The 17,927-nt window shown below is 71.1% G+C and carries 12 protein-coding genes; 5 read left to right on the top strand and 7 right to left on the bottom strand.

Annotated features, from left to right (window positions below):
• Positions 1-17: 17 nt before the first annotated feature.
• The 6 genes from ACIHCM_RS12535 to ACIHCM_RS12510 all read right to left on the bottom strand — a co-directional run bounded on the left by ACIHCM_RS12535 (position 18) and on the right by ACIHCM_RS12510 (position 7,017).
• Positions 18-1,124 (bottom strand): nucleotide disphospho-sugar-binding domain-containing protein, encoded by a 1,107-nt coding sequence (locus ACIHCM_RS12535; RefSeq protein WP_399893337.1) that lies wholly within the window; start codon positions 1,122-1,124, stop codon positions 18-20.
• Between the two features lie 8 nt (positions 1,125-1,132).
• Positions 1,133-2,488 (bottom strand): FAD-dependent oxidoreductase, encoded by a 1,356-nt coding sequence (locus ACIHCM_RS12530; RefSeq protein WP_399893335.1) that lies wholly within the window; start codon positions 2,486-2,488, stop codon positions 1,133-1,135.
• Positions 2,489-2,539: 51 nt separating this feature from the next.
• Positions 2,540-3,319, bottom strand: coding sequence for an SDR family oxidoreductase (locus tag ACIHCM_RS12525; protein ID WP_399893332.1), 780 nt, complete (start codon positions 3,317-3,319; stop codon positions 2,540-2,542).
• Between the two features lie 43 nt (positions 3,320-3,362).
• On the bottom strand, positions 3,363-4,580 hold the full coding sequence (locus ACIHCM_RS12520) for a methyltransferase domain-containing protein (RefSeq protein ID WP_399893329.1): 1,218 nt from the start codon (positions 4,578-4,580) through the stop codon (positions 3,363-3,365).
• A gap of 212 nt (positions 4,581-4,792) precedes the next feature.
• Positions 4,793-6,373, bottom strand: coding sequence for an MFS transporter (locus ACIHCM_RS12515; protein WP_399893326.1), 1,581 nt, complete (start codon positions 6,371-6,373; stop codon positions 4,793-4,795).
• A 59-nt stretch (positions 6,374-6,432) separates the two neighbouring features.
• On the bottom strand, positions 6,433-7,017 hold the full coding sequence (locus tag ACIHCM_RS12510) for an NADPH-dependent FMN reductase (RefSeq protein ID WP_399893323.1): 585 nt from the start codon (positions 7,015-7,017) through the stop codon (positions 6,433-6,435).
• A gap of 236 nt (positions 7,018-7,253) precedes the next feature.
• Here ACIHCM_RS12510 and ACIHCM_RS12505 point away from each other — a divergent pair, with 236 nt between their 5' ends.
• The 5 genes from ACIHCM_RS12505 to ACIHCM_RS12485 all read left to right on the top strand — a co-directional run bounded on the left by ACIHCM_RS12505 (position 7,254) and on the right by ACIHCM_RS12485 (position 15,098).
• Entirely contained in the window at positions 7,254-10,517 is a 3,264-nt protein-coding gene (locus tag ACIHCM_RS12505; RefSeq protein WP_399893320.1) for a BTAD domain-containing putative transcriptional regulator, read from the top strand.
• Between the two features lie 155 nt (positions 10,518-10,672).
• Positions 10,673-11,728 (top strand): glucose-1-phosphate thymidylyltransferase, encoded by a 1,056-nt coding sequence (locus tag ACIHCM_RS12500; RefSeq protein ID WP_399893317.1) that lies wholly within the window; start codon positions 10,673-10,675, stop codon positions 11,726-11,728.
• Positions 11,725-12,714 (top strand): dTDP-glucose 4,6-dehydratase, encoded by a 990-nt coding sequence (gene rfbB / locus ACIHCM_RS12495; RefSeq protein ID WP_399893314.1) that lies wholly within the window; start codon positions 11,725-11,727, stop codon positions 12,712-12,714. Before ACIHCM_RS12500 ends, rfbB begins: the two co-directional genes overlap by 4 nt.
• Before the next feature lie 5 nt (positions 12,715-12,719).
• Positions 12,720-14,099, top strand: coding sequence for an NDP-hexose 2,3-dehydratase family protein (locus ACIHCM_RS12490; protein WP_399893411.1), 1,380 nt, complete (start codon positions 12,720-12,722; stop codon positions 14,097-14,099).
• A gap of 54 nt (positions 14,100-14,153) precedes the next feature.
• Entirely contained in the window at positions 14,154-15,098 is a 945-nt protein-coding gene (locus ACIHCM_RS12485) for a UbiA family prenyltransferase (RefSeq protein WP_399893311.1), read from the top strand.
• A gap of 94 nt (positions 15,099-15,192) precedes the next feature.
• On the opposite strand, the gene ACIHCM_RS12480 is transcribed toward ACIHCM_RS12485, so the two are convergent.
• Positions 15,193-17,616, bottom strand: a complete 2,424-nt coding sequence (locus ACIHCM_RS12480; RefSeq protein ID WP_399893308.1) for an ATP-binding protein — start codon at positions 17,614-17,616, stop codon at positions 15,193-15,195.
• Between the last annotated feature and the right edge of the window lie 311 nt (positions 17,617-17,927).

Raw genomic sequence — 17,927 nt, 5'->3', positions numbered from 1 at the left:
CCGGTGCCGGGTGGGTCTCAGGCCCGGTCGTCCACCAGGCGCTCCAGGTCGGCGACGATCTCCGCCGCCGGGGGAAGCTGCGCCATCTCCCGCGAGACCGTCCGCGCCCGTTCGCGGAACGAGGGGTCCTTCAGCAGCAGCTCGCAGGCCGCGTTGATCTCCTCGTAGCCGCCGGACTCGACGAGGGCGGCGGCCCCGTACTCGACGATCTGCCGGGTGGCCGTGGTGGGGTACTCGGGGTGGGCGACGAGCTGCGGCACCCCGGCGTTCAGGGAGGTCATGTCGGTGCCGCCGCCTCCGTGGTGGATGATGACGTCGCAGGTGGGGGCGAGGACGTCGAGCGGCACCCAGCCGACGTGCACGTCGGGCAGTTCGTCCCGCACCTCGGCGGCGACGTTCTCGGGAGCGCCGACGACCACTTCGGCGCCCAGCTTGCCGATGCTGCGCGCCATGTCGCGCAGTCCGTCGCCGCTGAACAGCCGGGTTCCCGCGGTGATGTAGACCCGGGGGCGGTCGCCCTTGGTGTACATCCACGGCTCCAGGGGCTTCTGTGGGTTGCCCGGCACCCAGCGCATGGGCTTGGCCGGGATCGCGTCGGCGGGCCGCAGGCTGGGCGGGCACACGTCGAGCCACAGGTCGGGGCCCGGCACGCGGTCCAGGCCCAGCTCGGCGAGGACCGGGGCGAGCACGGGTTCGGCACCCGGGTCGTAGCCGCGGCAGTCGATACGGTCCCACTCCAGGCGCACACCGGGGATGCCCAGGTGGTGGGCGAGCAGCGGGGCCGTGTAGAACATGCCGCCGCCGACGACGAGGTCGGGCCGCCAGTGGTCGGCCAGGTCGAGCAGTCGGTCGAGGCTGTCCACGGCGATCTCGGCGTAGACCCGGCCCACCGCCTTGAGCTGCTCGACCGGGTCCTCCGGCATGGCGCCCATGAAGGCGCCGACCTCTTCCATGGACACCGGGGAGATCTTCACCGCGGGCAGGCCGACGCTGGTGATGTTCGGCAGCACCCAGTCGATGCCACCCATGAACACCTGGTGGCCGGCATTGCGCACGGCCGTGGCCAGCGGGGCGTGGGAGAAGATCGGGTACGGGCTGTTTCCGGGGATGAACAGGACCTTCATGGGCTGTCTCAACCTGCCTTCGTGAGCGCCGCGGCGGCCCGGACGCCCGAGAGCATCGCCGCTTCCGTCGTGGGTGAGTTGAAGTAGTCGCCGGCGAAGACGACCGGAGGCCGCTGCTCGCGCAGCACCCGCACGGACCGGCGGTAGCGGCCCGGCGCCGGGATGGGGAACCCGTAGGGCCGCTCGGCGATCTGGAAGGGCTCGGCGCCGCCGACCGGGAAGTCCGGCCACAGCGTGGGCAGCAGCTTCGTCACCTCGGCGAACTGCTCCTCGGGGGAACGGCCCAGCAGACGGCGGGTGTTGGCACGTCCCGGGTAGGCGAACACGAGCAGCTTGTCGACGGGCCGGCCCGCGTCGTCCCGCACCGTGCGCGGGTAGGTGATCATGTTGCGCAGCGGCGGGTCCTCCGGGCCGCCGGCCACGATGTGCGCCTCCGCGGGCAGCGCGCCCGCGTCGACCAGGTAGGAGACGGACAGGGCCGGCTCGTACTGCTGCGATTCCAGGTACGAACGGGTCTCCGCGCCCACGGTCCGCGAGGGCAGCGCGGCGACGAGCTTGGCGGCGATCGGCGCGGGCGTGGCGACCACCACCTCGTCGAAGCCCTCGGTGACCGGGGTGCCGTCCGGGCCCACGGCCGTGACCGTGATGCCGGCGCCGTCCGGCTGAAGTCCGGTGACCTCGTGCGACAACCGCAGGTCGGCACCCTCGGCGTTCTTCTCGGCGAGGATCTCCATGCCGCCCCGCAGCACGTAGAACCCGGAGCCTCCCATCCAGGCGAGCAGGGCGCGGGCGTGGACGGCGGAGATCTCCTCGCAGGCGAAGTTCCAAAAGCCCTCGATCTGGGGGCGCAGCAGGAAGTCGAAGCCCCGCTCGGACACCTGCCGGTAGCCCCAGTCGGCCGCGGTCTGCCCGTCGTCGAACGGGGCGGACTTGACCGGATCGAACAGGTCGAGCTGCTTCTTGCGTGCCACCTGAGCGAGGGTGCTGAGCAGGAAGGCGACCCGGTCACGCAGCTTGACGTGCCGGTACGTCAGCAGGCTGAGCGGCGAGTCGGAGGACAGCGGAACGGTCCGGCCGTGGTCGGAGATCCAGACGTTGCTGGAGATCCGGACCAGCTCGTCCTCGAGCCCGTACTCCTTGATCAGCTGGGTCATCAGCTTGTAGAAGCTGACGTACATCAGGTTGATGCCGACGTCGGGTTCGATCTCCGGCCGGTGCCAGGAGCGGGCCCGGCCCCCGAGCCCGTCCGACGTCTCGAAGACGACTACGTCACGGCCGCCGCGAAGCAGCTGACGGGCGGCGGCGCAGCCGGCCATGCCACCGCCGATCACCGCGACCTTGGTGCGTTGCGTGCGACTGGTCATCGCTCCACCTCTGTCTGTTGGTCCGACTCGGTCCGCTGGCCCGGCCCGCTCTCAGTGCTCGACGATCTCGTCGTGCGGCCACTCCAGGCCCTGGCCGAGGCCGCCGTCGACGGGCAGGTCGACGCCGGTGGTGAAGGTGGCGTCGAAGCCGAGGAAGAGCACGGCCGTGGCGGCCTCGTCGGCCGTGCCGAAGCGGCGCATCGGCGTCAGCTCGATCCCCTCCTTGATGTTGGCGGCGCGCAGTTCGTCGGAGATCTCCGCGATGCCCATCGTGGGGGTGTCGGTGAAACCGGGGCTGATCGTGTTGACACGGATCCGGCGCGGCAGCAGCTCGGAGGCGAAGACCTTGGAGAAGGCCCGGATGGCTGCCTTCATGCCGGTGCCGACGCTGGTGGCGACGAAGCCCATGCCGACGGCGACGGCGGTGGTGAAGACGAACGAGCCGCCGTCCTTGACCAGCGGCGCGAGCCGCTGCGCGGTGAAGAAGGCGCCCTTGGTGTTGGTGTCGAACATGCGGTCGTAGGTTTCCTCGGTGACCTGGCTGAGGGAACCGAACTTCAGGAAGCCGACGTTGACGAAGACGAAGTCCACCTCGCCCAGGGTTTCCTCGACCGCCTTGCCCAGCGCCTCGATGTCGGCCATGCTCGCCGCGTCGGAGCGCACCACGTGGGCGCGCGCTCCGAGTTCGGCGCGGGCCTTTTCGATGTTCGTCTCGTTGAGACCGGTGAGCAGCACCTCGGCGCCGCCGTCGAGGAGCTGCTTGACGACGGCCATGCCGATGCCGTGCGTGCCACCGGTGACCACGGCCTTCTTGCCGGCGTACTTGTTCATGACACCTTCCGGTTGGAATTCTGGGTGATGGGGTGGGTGGACTTCAGACGATGTGGACTTCGGGCACGTAGAGGATCCACTTGCCCCCCGCCGCACGGAATTCCCGTTCCTTCGCCATGATTTCCTCCGCGTGGTTCCACGCGAAGAGGAGCGCATAGTCCGGGTAGGGCTTCGCGAAGTCCTCGGACGGCCGGACGGGAATGTGCGTGCCCGGGGCGAGCCGGCCCTGCTTGGCCGGGGTGTTGTCGCAGATGAAGGGGACCAGGTCCGGCCCGATACCGCAGTAGTTGATGACCGTGGCGCTCTTGGCGGTGGCCCCGTAGGCCACCACCGAGCGGCCCTGGTCGCGGAGTTCGGTCAGCAGCCGCACGAGTTCGCGGCAGCTCTCCCGCACGTGCTGCGCGAAGCGGTGATAGGTCTCCGGGCGGGTCAGGCCCGTCTCGCGCTCGCGCTCGACGTGCTCGGTGACGGCCGCGGACACGGCCCGCCGCCCGGGGCGGGCGATGGTGTACCGCATCGACCCGCCGTGCACGGCCAGGGGCTCCACGTCGGCCAGTTCGAACCCGAAGCGCTCGGCCATGGCCCGCACCGAGGTCACCGAGAACAGGTAGAAGTGCTCGTCGTAGATCTGGTCGAAGGCGTTCTGCCCGATGATCGCGCCCAGGTAGCGGTCCTCGATGACGAAGATGCCGTCAGGGGCGAGCAGCGCGTCCACGCCCCGGAACACCGAGTCGATGTAGGCGATGTGGCTGACGGTGTTCGCGGAGAAGATCACGTTCGCGGGCCCGTCGGCCGCGGCGATCTCGCGGGCGCTGCCGTCCTGGAAGAAGTCCGTGCGCACGCGCACGCCTTCGGCCCGCGCGAACTCGGCCACCTGGGCGGAGGGGTCGACGCCGAGATGGCGCACGCCGGCCCGGCCGATGGTCTTGAGCATCGTCCCGTCGTTGGAGCCGATCTCCACCACGAAGGGGTCCTCGCCGGCGAGTTCGGTCCCGAGGAGCTGGTGCGCGTACTTCTCGAAGTGCTCCCGCATGACCACCGAGCCCGCGGAACGGTACGGATAGTCCTCGTGGAACATCTGCTCACGCGGCACTTCTTCGACGAGCTGCACCATGGTGCATTCCGCGCAGACGCCCGCGGCCAGGCGGAAATAGAACTCGCTGCCCGCCGTCTGCGGTGTCACGAAGGAATCGGATACGGGCTGCCTGCCGAAGTCGAAGAATTCATCGACCGGGCCACCGCAGATTCGGCACTGGACCATGAACGGACCCCTTTGCATTTCGTGGTCGGGCGACTTGGCGTGCTGGCGTGTCAGTCCATACGAGCGCACATCACAATGCTGTCGGCGGCGGTGAAAGGGGTCCATGAAGGGACCAGGTCATGTGTCAGGTCCGGCGGCACGGCAACAGCGGCACGGACGAAGGCGCGGGCCCCCGCCGAGTCGGCGAAGGGCCCGCGCCGTGGCTCACCCGGTCAGGGGCTGGCCGTGAGCGACTCCTCCCGGTCGCCGGCCTGCCCCTCCTGCGGTGGCGCGGTGGCGCCGACCTTGCGCAGCAGGGTCACCGCAAGCACCGCCGTGACGGCGATGAGCGAGGCGCAGACGACACCCACGACGTTGAGCCCGCTCGTGTACGCGTCCCGCGCCGCCGTCAGCACCTGGTCGCGCAGGTCGTCCGGCAGCCCCTGGGCGGCCACGACCGCGCCCTCGATCCCGCCGCGCACCGCTTCGGCCGTCTCGGCCGGCACGCCCTGCGGGACGGTGATGTCGTCCCGGTAGAGCGCGGCGCCCAGGCTGCCGAACGCCGCCACACCCAGCGACACTCCGAACTCCCCGCTCGTCTCGGACATGGAGGCGGCCGAACCGCCCTTCTCGGGCGGGGCGGAGCTCACCACGAGGTTGGTGCCCAGGGCGCCGATGGGTCCCGTTCCGAAGAAGGCGATCACGAACCCGGTGACCAGCAGCGGGAGTCCGCCCACCGGATCCACGAACGCGACCAGCAGGTAGCCGACGGTCGTCAGGGCGAGACCGCTGCCGATCACCACGCCCATCGGCAGCCTCTTGGTCAGCGACGGGGCGATCATCGCGGCCACGATCGAGGCGAGGGCGGAGGGCACCATCCACAGGCCCGCGGCGGTGGGCGAGAGACCCTCGACCATCTGCAGGAAGCCGGTGATGAACAGGTAGCTGCCGCCCATGGTGGCCATCGCCAGCATCAGGACGATCAGCGACGAGGTGAAGGCGCCGGAGCGGAACAGGCGCAGGTCGAGCAGCGGGTGCTCCAGCCGGGTCTGACGGCGGACGAAGACCACGCCGACGGCCACGCCGGCCGCGATCACCAGCAGGGAGAGCGGCTCCCAGCCGTACCGGGCGATCTCCTTGAGCCCGAAGATGATCGGCAGGATGGTGGCCAGCGACAGCGCGACGCTGAAGAGGTCCAGCTTGCCGCTGTGGGGGTCGCGGTACTCGGGCAGCAGGACCGGACCGGCGATCAGCAGGATGATCATGACCGGCACGCCGAGCAGGAAGACCGAGCCCCACCAGAAGTAGTCCAGCATCACGCCGCCGATCATCGGGCCGAGCGCGGTCCCTCCCATGAAGCAGCTGGCCCAGACCGCGATGGCCCGCCCGCGCTGCCCCGGGTCCTGGAACATGTTGCTGATCAGGGCGAGCGTGGAGGGCATCAGCGTGGCCGCGGCGACACCAAGCAGCGCCCGGCTGGCGATCAGCATCTCCGGGCTCGTGGAGTAGGCGGCCAGCAGCGAGGTGGCACCGACGAACGCGGCGCCGATCAGCAGCAGCCTGCGCCGGCCGATCCGGTCGCCGAGCGTCCCCATGGTGACCAGGAAACCGGCGATCATGAAGCCGTAGATGTCCATGATCCACAGCGTCTGTGTGCCGGTGGGCTCCAGGGACTCCGCCAGATGCGGCAGTGCGAGGAAGAGCACGCTCTGGTCGAGCGCCAGCAGCAGCGTGGGCAGCGCGAGCACGGCAAGACCCAGCCACTCGCGGGTCCCTGCCTTCGCCGGCACCGCCGGGGAGACATGAGTTGACATGGATGTCCTTCCAGGGTCGGGCACGGTGTGGGGTGGGCCGGGGGAGTCGGGCGGGAGCGTCAGCCGGGGTAGGGACGGCCGGCGCGCGCGTCGCGCAGCGTGCGTCCCCACCAGGTCAGCTGGTCGAGCATGGTCTTGGCGGCGGCCTCGCACTCCGTGGCGTGCGTCGGCCGGCCCTGGTCGTCGAAGCGCGTCCAGTACTCGGGGAAGGCGACGGAGTCCCGGACCGTCACGGAGTGCAGCCCGGGGAAGATCTCCCGCAGATGCGCGACGGCGCGCAGGCCGCCGGCGATGCCGCCGTAGGAGACGAAGGCGACCGGCTTGGCCTTCCACTCGTCGATGTACCAGTCGACGGCGTTCTTCAGCGAGGCGGGGAAGCTGTGGTTGTACTCCGGCGTCACGATGATGAACGCGTCGGCGCGGGCCAGCCACGGCGCCAGGTCCTGCACGGCGGCGGGCCGTTCGGCGTGTTCGTCCGCGGGCAGGACGTCGGGCAGCCACACCTTGGCCAGGTCGATCACGTCGACGGCGAGGTCCTCGCGCTTGGCGGCCTCGTCGGCGATCCAGCGGGCGGCCGTGGGACCGAATCGGCCGTTGCGGATGCTGCCGATGATGACGGACACCCGCAGTTTCGGCTCAGGCATGGTGTTCCCCTCCGTTTGCTCGGTCCTCGGCTCCTCGGCTCACACCGTGCCCGTCGCCGCCACCGGCCTGATCCCGGTCCGCTCTCGGTCGCTCTCGGCCGCACGCCGGACCTGCTCGCGACGGCCTGGCCGGTGACCGGAACCGGCCTGTCGCGCGGGGTTTCTCACGCCTCCCGGCGGCTCTCGGTCCGCGGACCGTCCTGTCGCGGACCGCCTCGTTCAGCTAGCGTGATCACATGCGTTTTGGGGTGCTCGGTCCGCTCGCGGTGTGGACGGCGGAGGGGCGACCGGTGCGGGTGCCGGAGCTCAAGGTCCGCACGCTGCTGGCCGCGCTGCTGATCCACCGTGGTCAGCCCGTGTCCGTGGACCGGCTGATCGACGACCTGTGGGGCACACAGCTGCCGAACAACCCCCTCGGCGTGCTGCAGAACAAGGTGTGGCAGCTGCGAAGGGCCCTGGAGGACGCCGCGCCCGGCGGCCGGGACCTGGTGGTCTCCCGCGCTCCCGGCTATCAGCTCCAGGTCCAGGCGGGCGCCGTGGACGCCGACCGCTTCCACGACCTGACGGCCCGCGCGCGCCGGACCGCCGATCCACGCGCCCGGGCAGAACTGCTGACCGAGGCACTGGCCCTGTGGCGCGGCCCGGCGGTCGCCGACTTCGTCGACGAGGAGTTCGCCCGGGTCGCCGCGGACCGGCTCGAAGAGCAGCGTATGACGGCGCTGGAGGAGCAGGCCGAGGCCAGGCTGGAACTCGGCGAACACGCCTTGGTCGCCGACGAGCTGGCGGACCTGGTCGCGCTCCACCCCTTGCGGGAACGGCTGCGCACCGCCCACATCCGGGCCCTGTACCTGGCGGGCCGGCAGGGCGCCGCCCTCACCAGCTACGCCGAGCTGCGCGAGCGGCTCGCCGAGGAGCTGGGGGTGGACCCGTCACCCGAGCTCACCGCACTGCACCAGGCGATCCTCACCCAGAGCCCGGCTCTGACGGCCGTGCCGTCGCCGAACACCACCGCGGCCCGGCCACCGACGAACCTGCCCACCCCGCCCGGCGAGCTGATCGGCAGGGACGAGCTGATCGAGGAGCTGCGCGGGCTGGCCGCACGGCACCGGATCCTGACGCTGACCGGCTCGGGCGGCGTGGGAAAGACCCAGCTCGCCCTCGCGACCGCGGCCGCCCTCGGCCCGGCCTTCCCGGGCGGCGTCTGGCTGGCGGAGTTCGCCTCGCTCGACCCCTCCCCCAAGTCGGCCACCGAGGTGCACGAGGTGGTCGAGGCTGTGCTCGGCGTACGCGACGACATCACCGCCGGCCCCGACCCGGACGGAGACCTGCTCTCCTCCACCGCGCGCGTGGTCCGCGCGCTGGGCGACGAGCCGGCACTGCTCGTCCTCGACAACTGCGAGCACGTGGCCGGGCCCGTGGCCGAGCTGACGGTACGGCTGCTGAAGGCGGTCCCACGGCTGCACGTGATGGCCACCAGCCAGACGCCGCTCAGCATCGGCGGCGAGCGGCTGGTGGAGGTGCCTCCGCTGCGCCTGCCGCGGGCCGCCGCGAACCTGAGCACCGAAGACGTACTGCGCTTCAGCGCGGTGGAACTGTTCGCGGCACGGGCCGGCGCCGCCGCTCCCCGGTTCCGGCTGAGCGCGCAGACCATCCCACCGGTCGTCTCCATCTGCCGCCGGCTCGACGGCATTCCGCTCGCCCTGGAGATGGCGGCCACCCGGGTCCGCGCCCTGGGCGTGACGGAGCTGGCCGCCCGCCTCGACGACCGGTTCACGCTGCTGGCCGCCGGGACCCGCGACGCCCCGGCGCGCCATCGCACCCTGCGCGCCGTGATCGACTGGAGCTGCGACCTGCTGAGCGCGCGGGAGCGTGCCGTGCTGCGCCGCCTGGCGGTGCACGCCGACGGCTGCACCCTGGCGGCGGCGGAGGAGCTGTGCGCGGGCACCGGCGTGGACCGGGCCGAGGTGCTCGATCTGCTGGCCCGCCTGGTGGACTGCTGCCTGGTCGTCATGACGGACGGCGTGGACGGGCCGCGCTACCGGCTCCTGGAGTCCGTGACGGCGTACTGCCTGGAGCAACTGCGCGAGACCGGCGAACTCGAAGCCCTGCAGTCGCGCCACCGTGCCTACTACACCTCGCTCGCGGAGCGCGCGAGGCCGCACCTGCGCGGTCACGGGCAGCGGGAGTGGCTGCGCCGGCTCGACCGGGAGACGGCAAACCTGCGCACGGCGCTGGAGAGCGCCGTGCACAGCGGGGACGGCGAGCAGGCGCTGCGGCTGGTGAACTCCCTGGCGTGGTACTGGCATCTGCGCGGACGCAACCGCGAGGCGGAGCGCTCCCTGGCCATGGCGCTCGCCGTCGCGCCGCGGGGCGCGGCCACCGCGCCGGTCGCCGAGGCGACCGCCTGGCTCGGCGGGGCCAGGCTGCTCCTCGGCGGCAGCAAGGACCCGCTCGCCGAGTACCATGCCGCGCTGCGCCCCTACGAGGAGCTCGACGAGCCGGGCGGTGAGGCGCACGCGCAGTGGTTCCTGGGCTCCAACCTGTACGGCATCGGAGACCTGTCGCCCAGTGAGGAGCTGATCGAGCGGGCGCTCACCACCTTCCGCGCCCGCGAGGACCGCTGGGGCACGGCGGCGGCGCTGGCCAGCCGGGCGTTCGTGGCGAAACTGCGCGGCGACTTCGGCGCATTGCGCCGGTACGGCGAGCAGAGCCTGGAGATCTTCCGTGAACTGGGCGATCGGTGGGGGCAGTTGCGCGCCATGGTGCCGTTGCAGACCCTGGCCGAGGTGGTCGGTGACTACCAGCGGGCCGGACGGCTGCTGCGCGACGGACTGCGGATGGCCGAGGACCTCGGGCTGTGGCCCGAGGTGTCGTTCCAGCTCTCGGGGCTGGGCCGGGTCTCCCTTCTGACCCGCGACTACGCGCTGGCCCGGGAGTACCACGAGCGGGCCAGGCGGCTGGCGGTGGAGCAGTCGGACGACTTCGGGGAGCAGTTCGCCGAGATCGGACTCGGGATGGGGGCCCGCAGGCAAGGCGATCTGGACACCGCCGAGCGCCATATGCGCAACGTGCTCGACGTGCACCGGCGGATGGGCTACCAGCCCGGGGTGCCGTCGCTGATCCTCGCCGAACTGGGGTTCATCGCGGAGCTGCGGGCCGAGGCCGGGGCCGCCCTCGAACTGCAGCGGGACGGCCTCAGGGCCGCGCACGCCTCAGGTGACCCGCGCGCGGTCGCCCTGGGCCTGGAGGGCTTGGCCGGCGCGGAACTCCTGGCGGGCCGCGCCGGGCGGGCGGCTCGTCTCCTCGGTGCGGCCGCCGCCGCCCGGGCGCGGGTGGGCACCCCGCTGCCCGAGGGCGAGCGGGACGACGTCGACCGGATCTCCGCGGGCGCCCGTGGGAGCCTGGGCGAGGAGGGGTTCCGGGCCGAGTTCGAGCGGGGCGGGACGCTGAGTCCGGCGGAGGCTGCACAGCCGTCCGGCATTTCACCGGCCTCTTCGTAAGTAATGGAGACTCTGTCAGGTCAAGCAGGACATGACAGAGTCCAAGACCATATCAACGGGCGTCCGTCGCGGCGCCGTTAGCCTCACTGATGCACTCCCGGATAATCCAACGGAATCAAATTCCACTGGCCGAAGAACCACTCCGGAGGGACAAAGTGAAGGCTCTAGTACTATCCGGCGGGATGGGAACCCGGCTTCGGCCTCTCACCTATTCCACACCGAAACAGCTTATTCCGGTCGCCGGTAAGGCGGTCCTGGAACACGTCCTCGACAACATCCTGGCGGCAGGCATCACCGAGATCGGCGTCGTCGTCGGCGACCGGGCGGACCAGATCCGGGCGGTGATGGGCGACGGCAGCCGGTTCGGCGCCCGAATCACCTACATCCCGCAGGAGCAGCCGCTCGGGCTGGCCCACTGCGTCCTGATCGCCCGCGAATTCCTGGGCGACGACGACTTCCTCATGTACCTCGGTGACAACGTGCTGCCGGAGGGAATCACAGAGATCGCGGGAAATTTCGCCGCACAGCGGCCGGCCGCCCAACTCGTCGTCCAGAAGGTCACCGACCCCCGGGCTTTCGGGGTGGCCGAGGTGGATGCCTCGAACACCGTGACAAGGCTGGCCGAGAAACCGGCCGAGCCGCGCAGCGATCTCGCCCTCATCGGCGTCTATTTCTTCACCTCCGCCATTCATCGGGCGGTCGCCGAAATTCGGCCCAGCGCCCGTGGGGAGCTGGAGATCACCGACGCGGTCCAGTGGCTCGTGCAGAACGGTGCCTGCGTCAAGGCGAGCGAATACCTCGGTTTCTGGGCCGACACCGGAAGTGTCGACGCCGTCCTCGAATGCAATCGCAGGCTGCTCGACGAGCTGCGGCCGCAGCGGCTCGGTGAGGTCGACGACGCCAGTGACCTGACCGGTCCGGTGCTGCTCGCTCCTGGCGCCCGGGTGGTGCGCTCCCGCATCGAGGGGCCCGCGATCATCGGTCCCGGCAGCGTCGTGGAGGACAGTCACATCGGGCGGTACACCGCGATCGGCGGCGACTGCACGGTGCGGCACACACTGGTCGAGGACTCGATCGTGCAGGACGGGTCCTCGCTGTCGGACGTGCGCGGCCTGAGCGGATCGCTGATCGGCAGGACCGCCTCGGTGACGGCCACCCGCCGCCACCGGCTGATTGTCGGAGACGACTCCTGGGTGGAGGTCGCATCATGAAGATCCTGGTGACGGGCGGCGCCGGATTCATCGGCTCGCACTACGTGCGCTCACTGCTGGAGGACCGCTACCCGCAGGCCGTCGGCGCCCGTGTGACCGTACTCGACAAGCTGACCTACAGCGGCAACCTCGCCAACCTGCCGATCGGTGCCGAGCGCCTGGAGTTCGTCCACGGGGACGTCTGCGACGCCGAGTTGCTGCGTGAGCTGCTGCCCGGCCATGACTCGATCGTGCACTTCGCGGCCGAGTCGCACGTCGACCGCTCGGTCGCGGCCGCCGCGGACTTCATCCGCACCAACGTGGTGGGAACCCAGGTGCTGCTCGACTCCGCACGCCTCAGCGGCGTGGAGCGCACGGTGCACGTCTCCACCGACGAGGTCTACGGTTCGATCGCTGCCGGATCGTGGACCGAGACATGGCCGCTGGCCCCGAACTCGCCCTATGCGGCGTCCAAGGCCTCCTCCGACCTCGTGGTCCGCTCGTACTGCCGCACCCACGGGATGGACGTGTCGATCACGCGCTGTTCCAACAACTACGGCCCGTACCAGCACACCGAGAAGCTCATCCCGCTGTTCGTCACGAACCTGCTGGAGGGCAGGCCGGTGCCCCTGTACGGGGACGGGCACAACGTCCGCGAGTGGCTGCACGTCGACGACCACTGCCGCGCGGTCGAGATGGTGCGCGCGAAGGGCCGGGCCGGGGAGATCTACAACGTGGGCGGGGGTGTCGAGCGGAGCAACCTGGCGCTCACCCACCAGTTGCTCCAGCTGTGCGGCGCCGCGCCTTCCGCCATCCGGCGGGTCGCCGACCGGCTCGGCCACGACGACCGCTACTCCCTCGACGGCACCAAGATCCGCGACGAGCTGGGCTTCGAGCCGCGGGTGCCGTTCGAACGCGGTCTGCGCGAGACCGTCGAGTGGTACCGGGACAACCCCGGCTGGTGGAAGGACCTCAAGCGCGGCGCCGCCACGGAGGCGGCCCGATGAGCACGATGCCGGCACCACTGCTGCGGCGCGACGATCCCGGGGCCGACACCGCCCGCCTGCTCCGCTCGGCCGGCACACCGCACGGCCACGGTCTGTCCACCGGGCGGGTCGCGCCGTGGCTGACGGAGCACGCGCGCACCCACAGGTTCCGGGTGGAGCGCATTCCGTTCGCGGGCCTCGAAGGGTGGTCCTTCGCGCCGGACACCGGCAACCTCGTGCACCGCAGCGGCCGGTTCTTCTCCGTCGAGGGCATCCACGTCACCCACCCCGAGAACCCGGTCCCCGAGTGGCAGCAGCCGATCATCAACCAGCCGGAGGTCGGCATCCTCGGCATCCTCGCCAAGGAGTTCGACGGCGTCCTGCATTTCCTCATGCAGGCCAAGATGGAGCCGGGCAACCCCAACCTGCTCCAGCTCTCCCCCACCGTGCAGGCGACCCGCAGCAACTACACCAAGGTGCACCAGGGCGCGGACGTGAAGTACCTCGGCCACTTCGTCGACGTACCGCCGGAGCGGGTGATCGCCGATGTGCTGCAGTCCGAGCACGGCTCGTGGTTCCTGCGCAAGGCCAACCGGAACATGCTGGTGGAGGCGGTGGGCGAGGTTCCCCTCGAGGAGAACTTCTGCTGGCTCACCCTGGGGCAGATCGGCGAACTGCTGCGCCGCGACAACGTGGTGAACATGGACGCCCGTACCGTCCTCGCGTGCGCTCCCGCGCAGCCCGCCGCGCCCGGCGCACTGCACTCCGACCGCGCGCTGCTCTCCTGGATCACCGCCGAACGCTCGCGCCACGACCGCCGGGTGCGGTCGCTGCCACTCGCCGAGGTGACGGACTGGGTGCGCGGTGATTGGTCCGTCGAGCATGTTCCGGAACGCTACTTCCGGGTGATGGCGGTGGCGGTGGAGGCCGCCAATCGGGAGGTCGCGCAGTGGACACAGCCGCTGATCGAACCGCTCGGACTCGGCGTCACCGCGTTCGTGACCCGCCGCTTCGCAGGCGTCCCGCACCTGCTCGCGCACGCCCTGCCGGAGGGCGGTCTCCTGGAGACGCTGGAGCTGGCCCCGACGGTGCAGTGCACGCCGGACAACTACCGCCACCTCGCCCCCGCCGAGCGCCCGCCGTTCCTGGACCTCGTGCTCGACGCCCGCCCGGAGCAGATCCGCTACGAGGCCGTGCACTCCGAGGAGGGCGGCCGCTTCCACCACGCACAGAGCCGGTACCTGATCGTCGAGGCCGACGAGGAGCAGGCGCCGGCCCAACCGCCGCCCGGGTACTGCTGGGTCACACCCTGGCAGCTCAACTCGCTGGTACGGCACAGCCGGTACGTCAATGTGCAGGCGCGTTCGCTGCTCGCCTGTCTCAACACCGCCGCGGTGACGCTCTGAGAGGCGTCCCGGGCCCGACAGTAAGGACTCTCCATGGCGGCTGCGGGTACGCAAGTGGCCCCTGAACCAGGTGTTCTCCAGCGACTGGGCAGGTACGCCAGGCTGGTCAAGTTCCAGTTCGTCCTTGACTTCTTCCTCGCCCTGCTCATCGTGTGGACGGCGATGGAGCCGAGCACCCGCCTGGACGGGCAGGTGCTCCTGACCTTGTTCGTGTTCGCGCTGGGGAAGATCGGCGTGCTGTCCGCGGTGATGACGCTGGACGACGTCACCGGCGTCAAGGACGGCAGCGACACCGCCAACTATCTCTCCGACGGCAACACCGAACTGCGCCCGCTCAAGCGCAAGCCGCTGCTCACGGGCGAACTCACGGTGCACCAGGCGCAGCGGTTCGGATACGTCGCCCTGGTGTGGGGAGCGGTGTGGTGGCTGGCGGCGGTTCTCGTGGCCCCGCACGTTCCGGTGTGGGGGCTCGTGGTCACCGCACTGCTCCTCAGCCTCAGTGTGCAGTACTCCTGGGGGCTGAAGCTGAGCTACGTCGGGCTCGGGGAGCTGCTGCTGCTCTTCTCGGCCACGGCGTTCGTGCTGTCCCCCTACTCCCTCACCGTGGGTGAACTCCCGGCCCTGGTCCTGGTGGAGGCGCTGCTGTTCGGGTTCGGGCAGCTGCTCATAGCCGGGTACTCCAACACCCAGGACATCAGCGGTGACGCGGCGGTCGGCCGGCGCACCGTCGCGGTGATGGCGTCGGCAGGGGGCAACAAGGTGTTCCTGGGGACCCTGACGGCGCTGAACCTGCTGGTCGTCCTGGGCCCGTACGCGGCCGGCTGGATATCCGGCTGGTTCCTCCTGGCGACCCTGCCGCTGATGGTGCTGCGGCTACGCCAGTACGTCTCGTTCCTGCGCAACGGCCACGCGCTGCTGGCGCGCAGCCGTGGTGTGGTGGTGTTCCGGACGACCGTCGTCTGTGTGCTGCTCCACAACGTTGCGTACCACTGGCTCTGAGACCGGCGCCGCGCCTGCGGTCCGGTCCGCTCCTGCTCCCCGTTGCCCGGCAGAGACCATGTCTGCCGGGCAACGGGACGTCGGGACCTCCGTCTCACTCCCCCGCGCCGGTGCGTGCCCCGGTCCGGGGGGCGGGTGCGGCGGACGCCGGCCTGCGCCGGCCCGTGAAGTCCTGCTTCGACATCCAGCTGGCGACCTGGACCCGTGACGTGCACGCCAGCTTGCGCATGATCTTGCGCACGTGGTTCACGGCGGTCCATTCGGCGATGCCGAGCCGGCGGGCGATCTCCCGGTTGGTGAGGCCGTTCGCGACCAGCTCGGCCACCTCCCGTTCCCTCGGCGTCAGCGGGTTGCCGGCACCGCTGCCCGCGTCGCGCTCGGGCTCCACGTGGTCCAGGTCGGTCAGCACCGCGGCGACGGCGGCGTGCGGTGCTGACCGCCGCCCCACGTCCCCCATCTCCGCGGCGTCCTCGTCGCCCAGGCGTACCCGGGTGAGGGCGGCGACGGCGTCCACCTCCATGCGCAGCAGGGCGGGCGCGACACAGCCGGTGGCGGCCCGGATGCCCGCCGCCGCTCCCAGGGCACGTGCCGCCCGGCGCCAGGTCTCCATCGACTGGCCCCGGCACCGGGTGAGCAGGATCGTGAACTTCTCCAGGCCCAGGGCGCACAGCGCAAGATGCCTCAGCTCGGCGATGTCCGTGAGGGCGGACCGGTACAGCTCGACGGCCCCGTCCTGGTCGCCCAGGGCGAAGGCCACGTCGCCCAGGACGAGGCGGGTGAGCGCGACGTTGCGGATGTCCCGGCGCTGCTCGAAGACCTCCAGCGCGGCCTGGGCGAGTCGCCGCGCGCCCGAGGCGTCGCCCTCGGCGCGGCGTACCTCCGCCAGGTTGCGCAGCGCGGCGGCGTGTTCGGCCGTGCCGTGGCCGGAGGCGACGGCCACGCATTCCTCGAGGCGGCGGTCGGCCTCGACGAGGTCGCCCCGCTGCAGGGCGACGAGTCCGGACCTGCGCATGCAGGCGGCCACCCCGGCTTCGTCCTCCAGCTCCCCGAACGCCGCCCGGGCCCTGCGCAGGCAGTCCTCGGCGGCGGTCGTCTCGGAGGCGTTGAGCAGCAGTTCACCGAGCGCGAGGAACGCCTTGGCCTGCTGCGCCAGGGTGAGGGCGCTCATGTCCTGCACTCCGGCGCGCAGGAGCGCGATGCCCTCGTGGATGGCGCCCCGCGCCTGCCAGTACTGGTGCAGACCCGACGCGATCCTGACGACGCCCCCATGGTCGCCCGTCTCCGTGAGGAAGCGCAGCGCGCTCGCGAGGTCCTCCCGCCAGTAGTCGACCTGGATCAGCCACCGGCTCTGATCGGATTCGCGCAGCCCGCTCTCGGCGCTCTCGGCGAGGTCGACGCAGAACGCGGCGTGCGCCGCGAGGATCTCGTCGAGCTCCCCCAGGGCGCGGGCCTCCTCCAGAAGGTACTGCCGGGTGAGACCCAGCATGGAGATGATGAGCTCGCCGTCGGAGCACTCGTCGGTGTGCAGCAGGCTCTTGTCGACGAACATCTCCAGCAGACGCTGGAGTTCCGCGACGCCTCCCGGCCACATGGCCTGGGCGGTGGGCAGGTCGAACGCGCGGTGGAAGGCGGCGAGCCGCCTCAGCACGGCGCGTTCGCGCCTGTCGAGCGCGTCGAGCTGGCGCTCGATCGCCGTGCGGATGCCGCGATGCCGGGACAGGGTGTCGAACTCGCTGCCGGACAGGGCGTCGAGACTGTGCTCCAGCTCGTCCGCGAGCCGTTGTGGCGAGAGCATCTTCATGCGGGACGCGGCGAACTCGATCGCCGTCGGGAGGCCGTCGGTACGCCGGCACAGCCGGACGACGGCCGCGCGGTTGTGCTCGGTGAGCACGAAGTGGGGGCGGCTGACCGCTGTGCGGTCGATGAACAGCTTGACCGACGGGATCTCCCGCAGCTCCTTCAGCTCCAGCTCCTGGCCGGCCGGGGGCAGGGCCAGCGGAGCGACGCGGAGGAGTACCTCGCCGTAGACGCCGAGCCGCTCGTTCCCCGTCATCAGGACCGTGAGCCGGGGGCAGTCGTTGATCAGCCGGGTGACGACCGGCACGAGTGCCGCGCGCATCCGGTCGCAGCCGTCCAGGAAGAGCAGGCAGTGGCGGGCGTGGAAGAACTCGCGCAGGAGCGTACGCGCGGGGCGGCCCGCGCCGGTACTCAGGCCCACGGCCTCCGCGAGCACGGACTCGGGGTCCTGGCCGGGGCGGACGTCGCTCAGGTCCACGACCCGTGCGCCGTCCTCGAAGGACCCGGCGACGTCTGCGTACGCCGCCGCGGCGAGCCTGCTCTTGCCCACCCCGGCCGGGCCGGTGACGGTGACGACGCGCCCGGCCGGCCTGCCGAGAAGTCCGCGCAGTTCGGCCAGCTCCTCGTCCCGGCCCACCAGGCAGCGGGTGGCGACGGTGAGCACCCCCGGTCCGTCGGAGCTGAGCTCGTCACTGATGGTGCTCGAACTGATCGGGTACATGGGCAGCCCCCCAGGGATCAACGGACACACGTGATGAATCGATCCCGCTCGCTTCCGTGCAGACCCGAGCGCGGTCCGGCGGCGGCTGTGCGCACCGGGCACCGCGACCCTGCGGGCGGGAAGAGGCGGGCCTATCGACGACGCGGTCGTGGACGGGGTCCACGGCGCCTCGTGGACAGCTGAAGGAACGTCGGCTTCGTGAGGCGGCGAGGACGGAACGGGCCTTGGCCCGGGATGTGCGGGCACGCCCCGAAGGCGTCCGCTCTGCGCCTGTGTGCGGCCTCCACCGACACCACGTGCAAGCGGTCACC

This window comes from Streptomyces sp. NPDC052023, from assembly GCF_044548465.1.
Taxonomy (GTDB): Bacteria; Actinomycetota; Actinomycetes; order Streptomycetales; family Streptomycetaceae; genus Streptomyces.
The sequence above is the reverse complement of the archived record's forward strand: the minus strand, read 5'-3'. Positions and strand labels throughout refer to the sequence as shown.

What these genes read in the sequence shown, in the direction of transcription:
- ACIHCM_RS12490 (WP_399893411.1), top strand. Translation starts at nt 12,720, where the DNA reads ATGCCGGCACCACTGCTGCGGCGCGACGATCCCGGGGCCGACACCGCC.
- ACIHCM_RS12510 (WP_399893323.1), bottom strand. Translation starts at nt 7,017, where the DNA reads ATGCCTGAGCCGAAACTGCGGGTGTCCGTCATCATCGGCAGCATCCGC.
- ACIHCM_RS12505 (WP_399893320.1), top strand. Translation starts at nt 7,254, where the DNA reads ATGCGTTTTGGGGTGCTCGGTCCGCTCGCGGTGTGGACGGCGGAGGGG.
- ACIHCM_RS12535 (WP_399893337.1), bottom strand. Translation starts at nt 1,124, where the DNA reads ATGAAGGTCCTGTTCATCCCCGGAAACAGCCCGTACCCGATCTTCTCC.
- rfbB (WP_399893314.1), top strand. Translation starts at nt 11,725, where the DNA reads ATGAAGATCCTGGTGACGGGCGGCGCCGGATTCATCGGCTCGCACTAC.
- ACIHCM_RS12480 (WP_399893308.1), bottom strand. Translation starts at nt 17,616, where the DNA reads ATGTACCCGATCAGTTCGAGCACCATCAGTGACGAGCTCAGCTCCGAC.
- ACIHCM_RS12525 (WP_399893332.1), bottom strand. Translation starts at nt 3,319, where the DNA reads ATGAACAAGTACGCCGGCAAGAAGGCCGTGGTCACCGGTGGCACGCAC.
- ACIHCM_RS12515 (WP_399893326.1), bottom strand. Translation starts at nt 6,373, where the DNA reads ATGTCAACTCATGTCTCCCCGGCGGTGCCGGCGAAGGCAGGGACCCGC.
- ACIHCM_RS12520 (WP_399893329.1), bottom strand. Translation starts at nt 4,580, where the DNA reads ATGGTCCAGTGCCGAATCTGCGGTGGCCCGGTCGATGAATTCTTCGAC.
- ACIHCM_RS12530 (WP_399893335.1), bottom strand. Translation starts at nt 2,488, where the DNA reads ATGACCAGTCGCACGCAACGCACCAAGGTCGCGGTGATCGGCGGTGGC.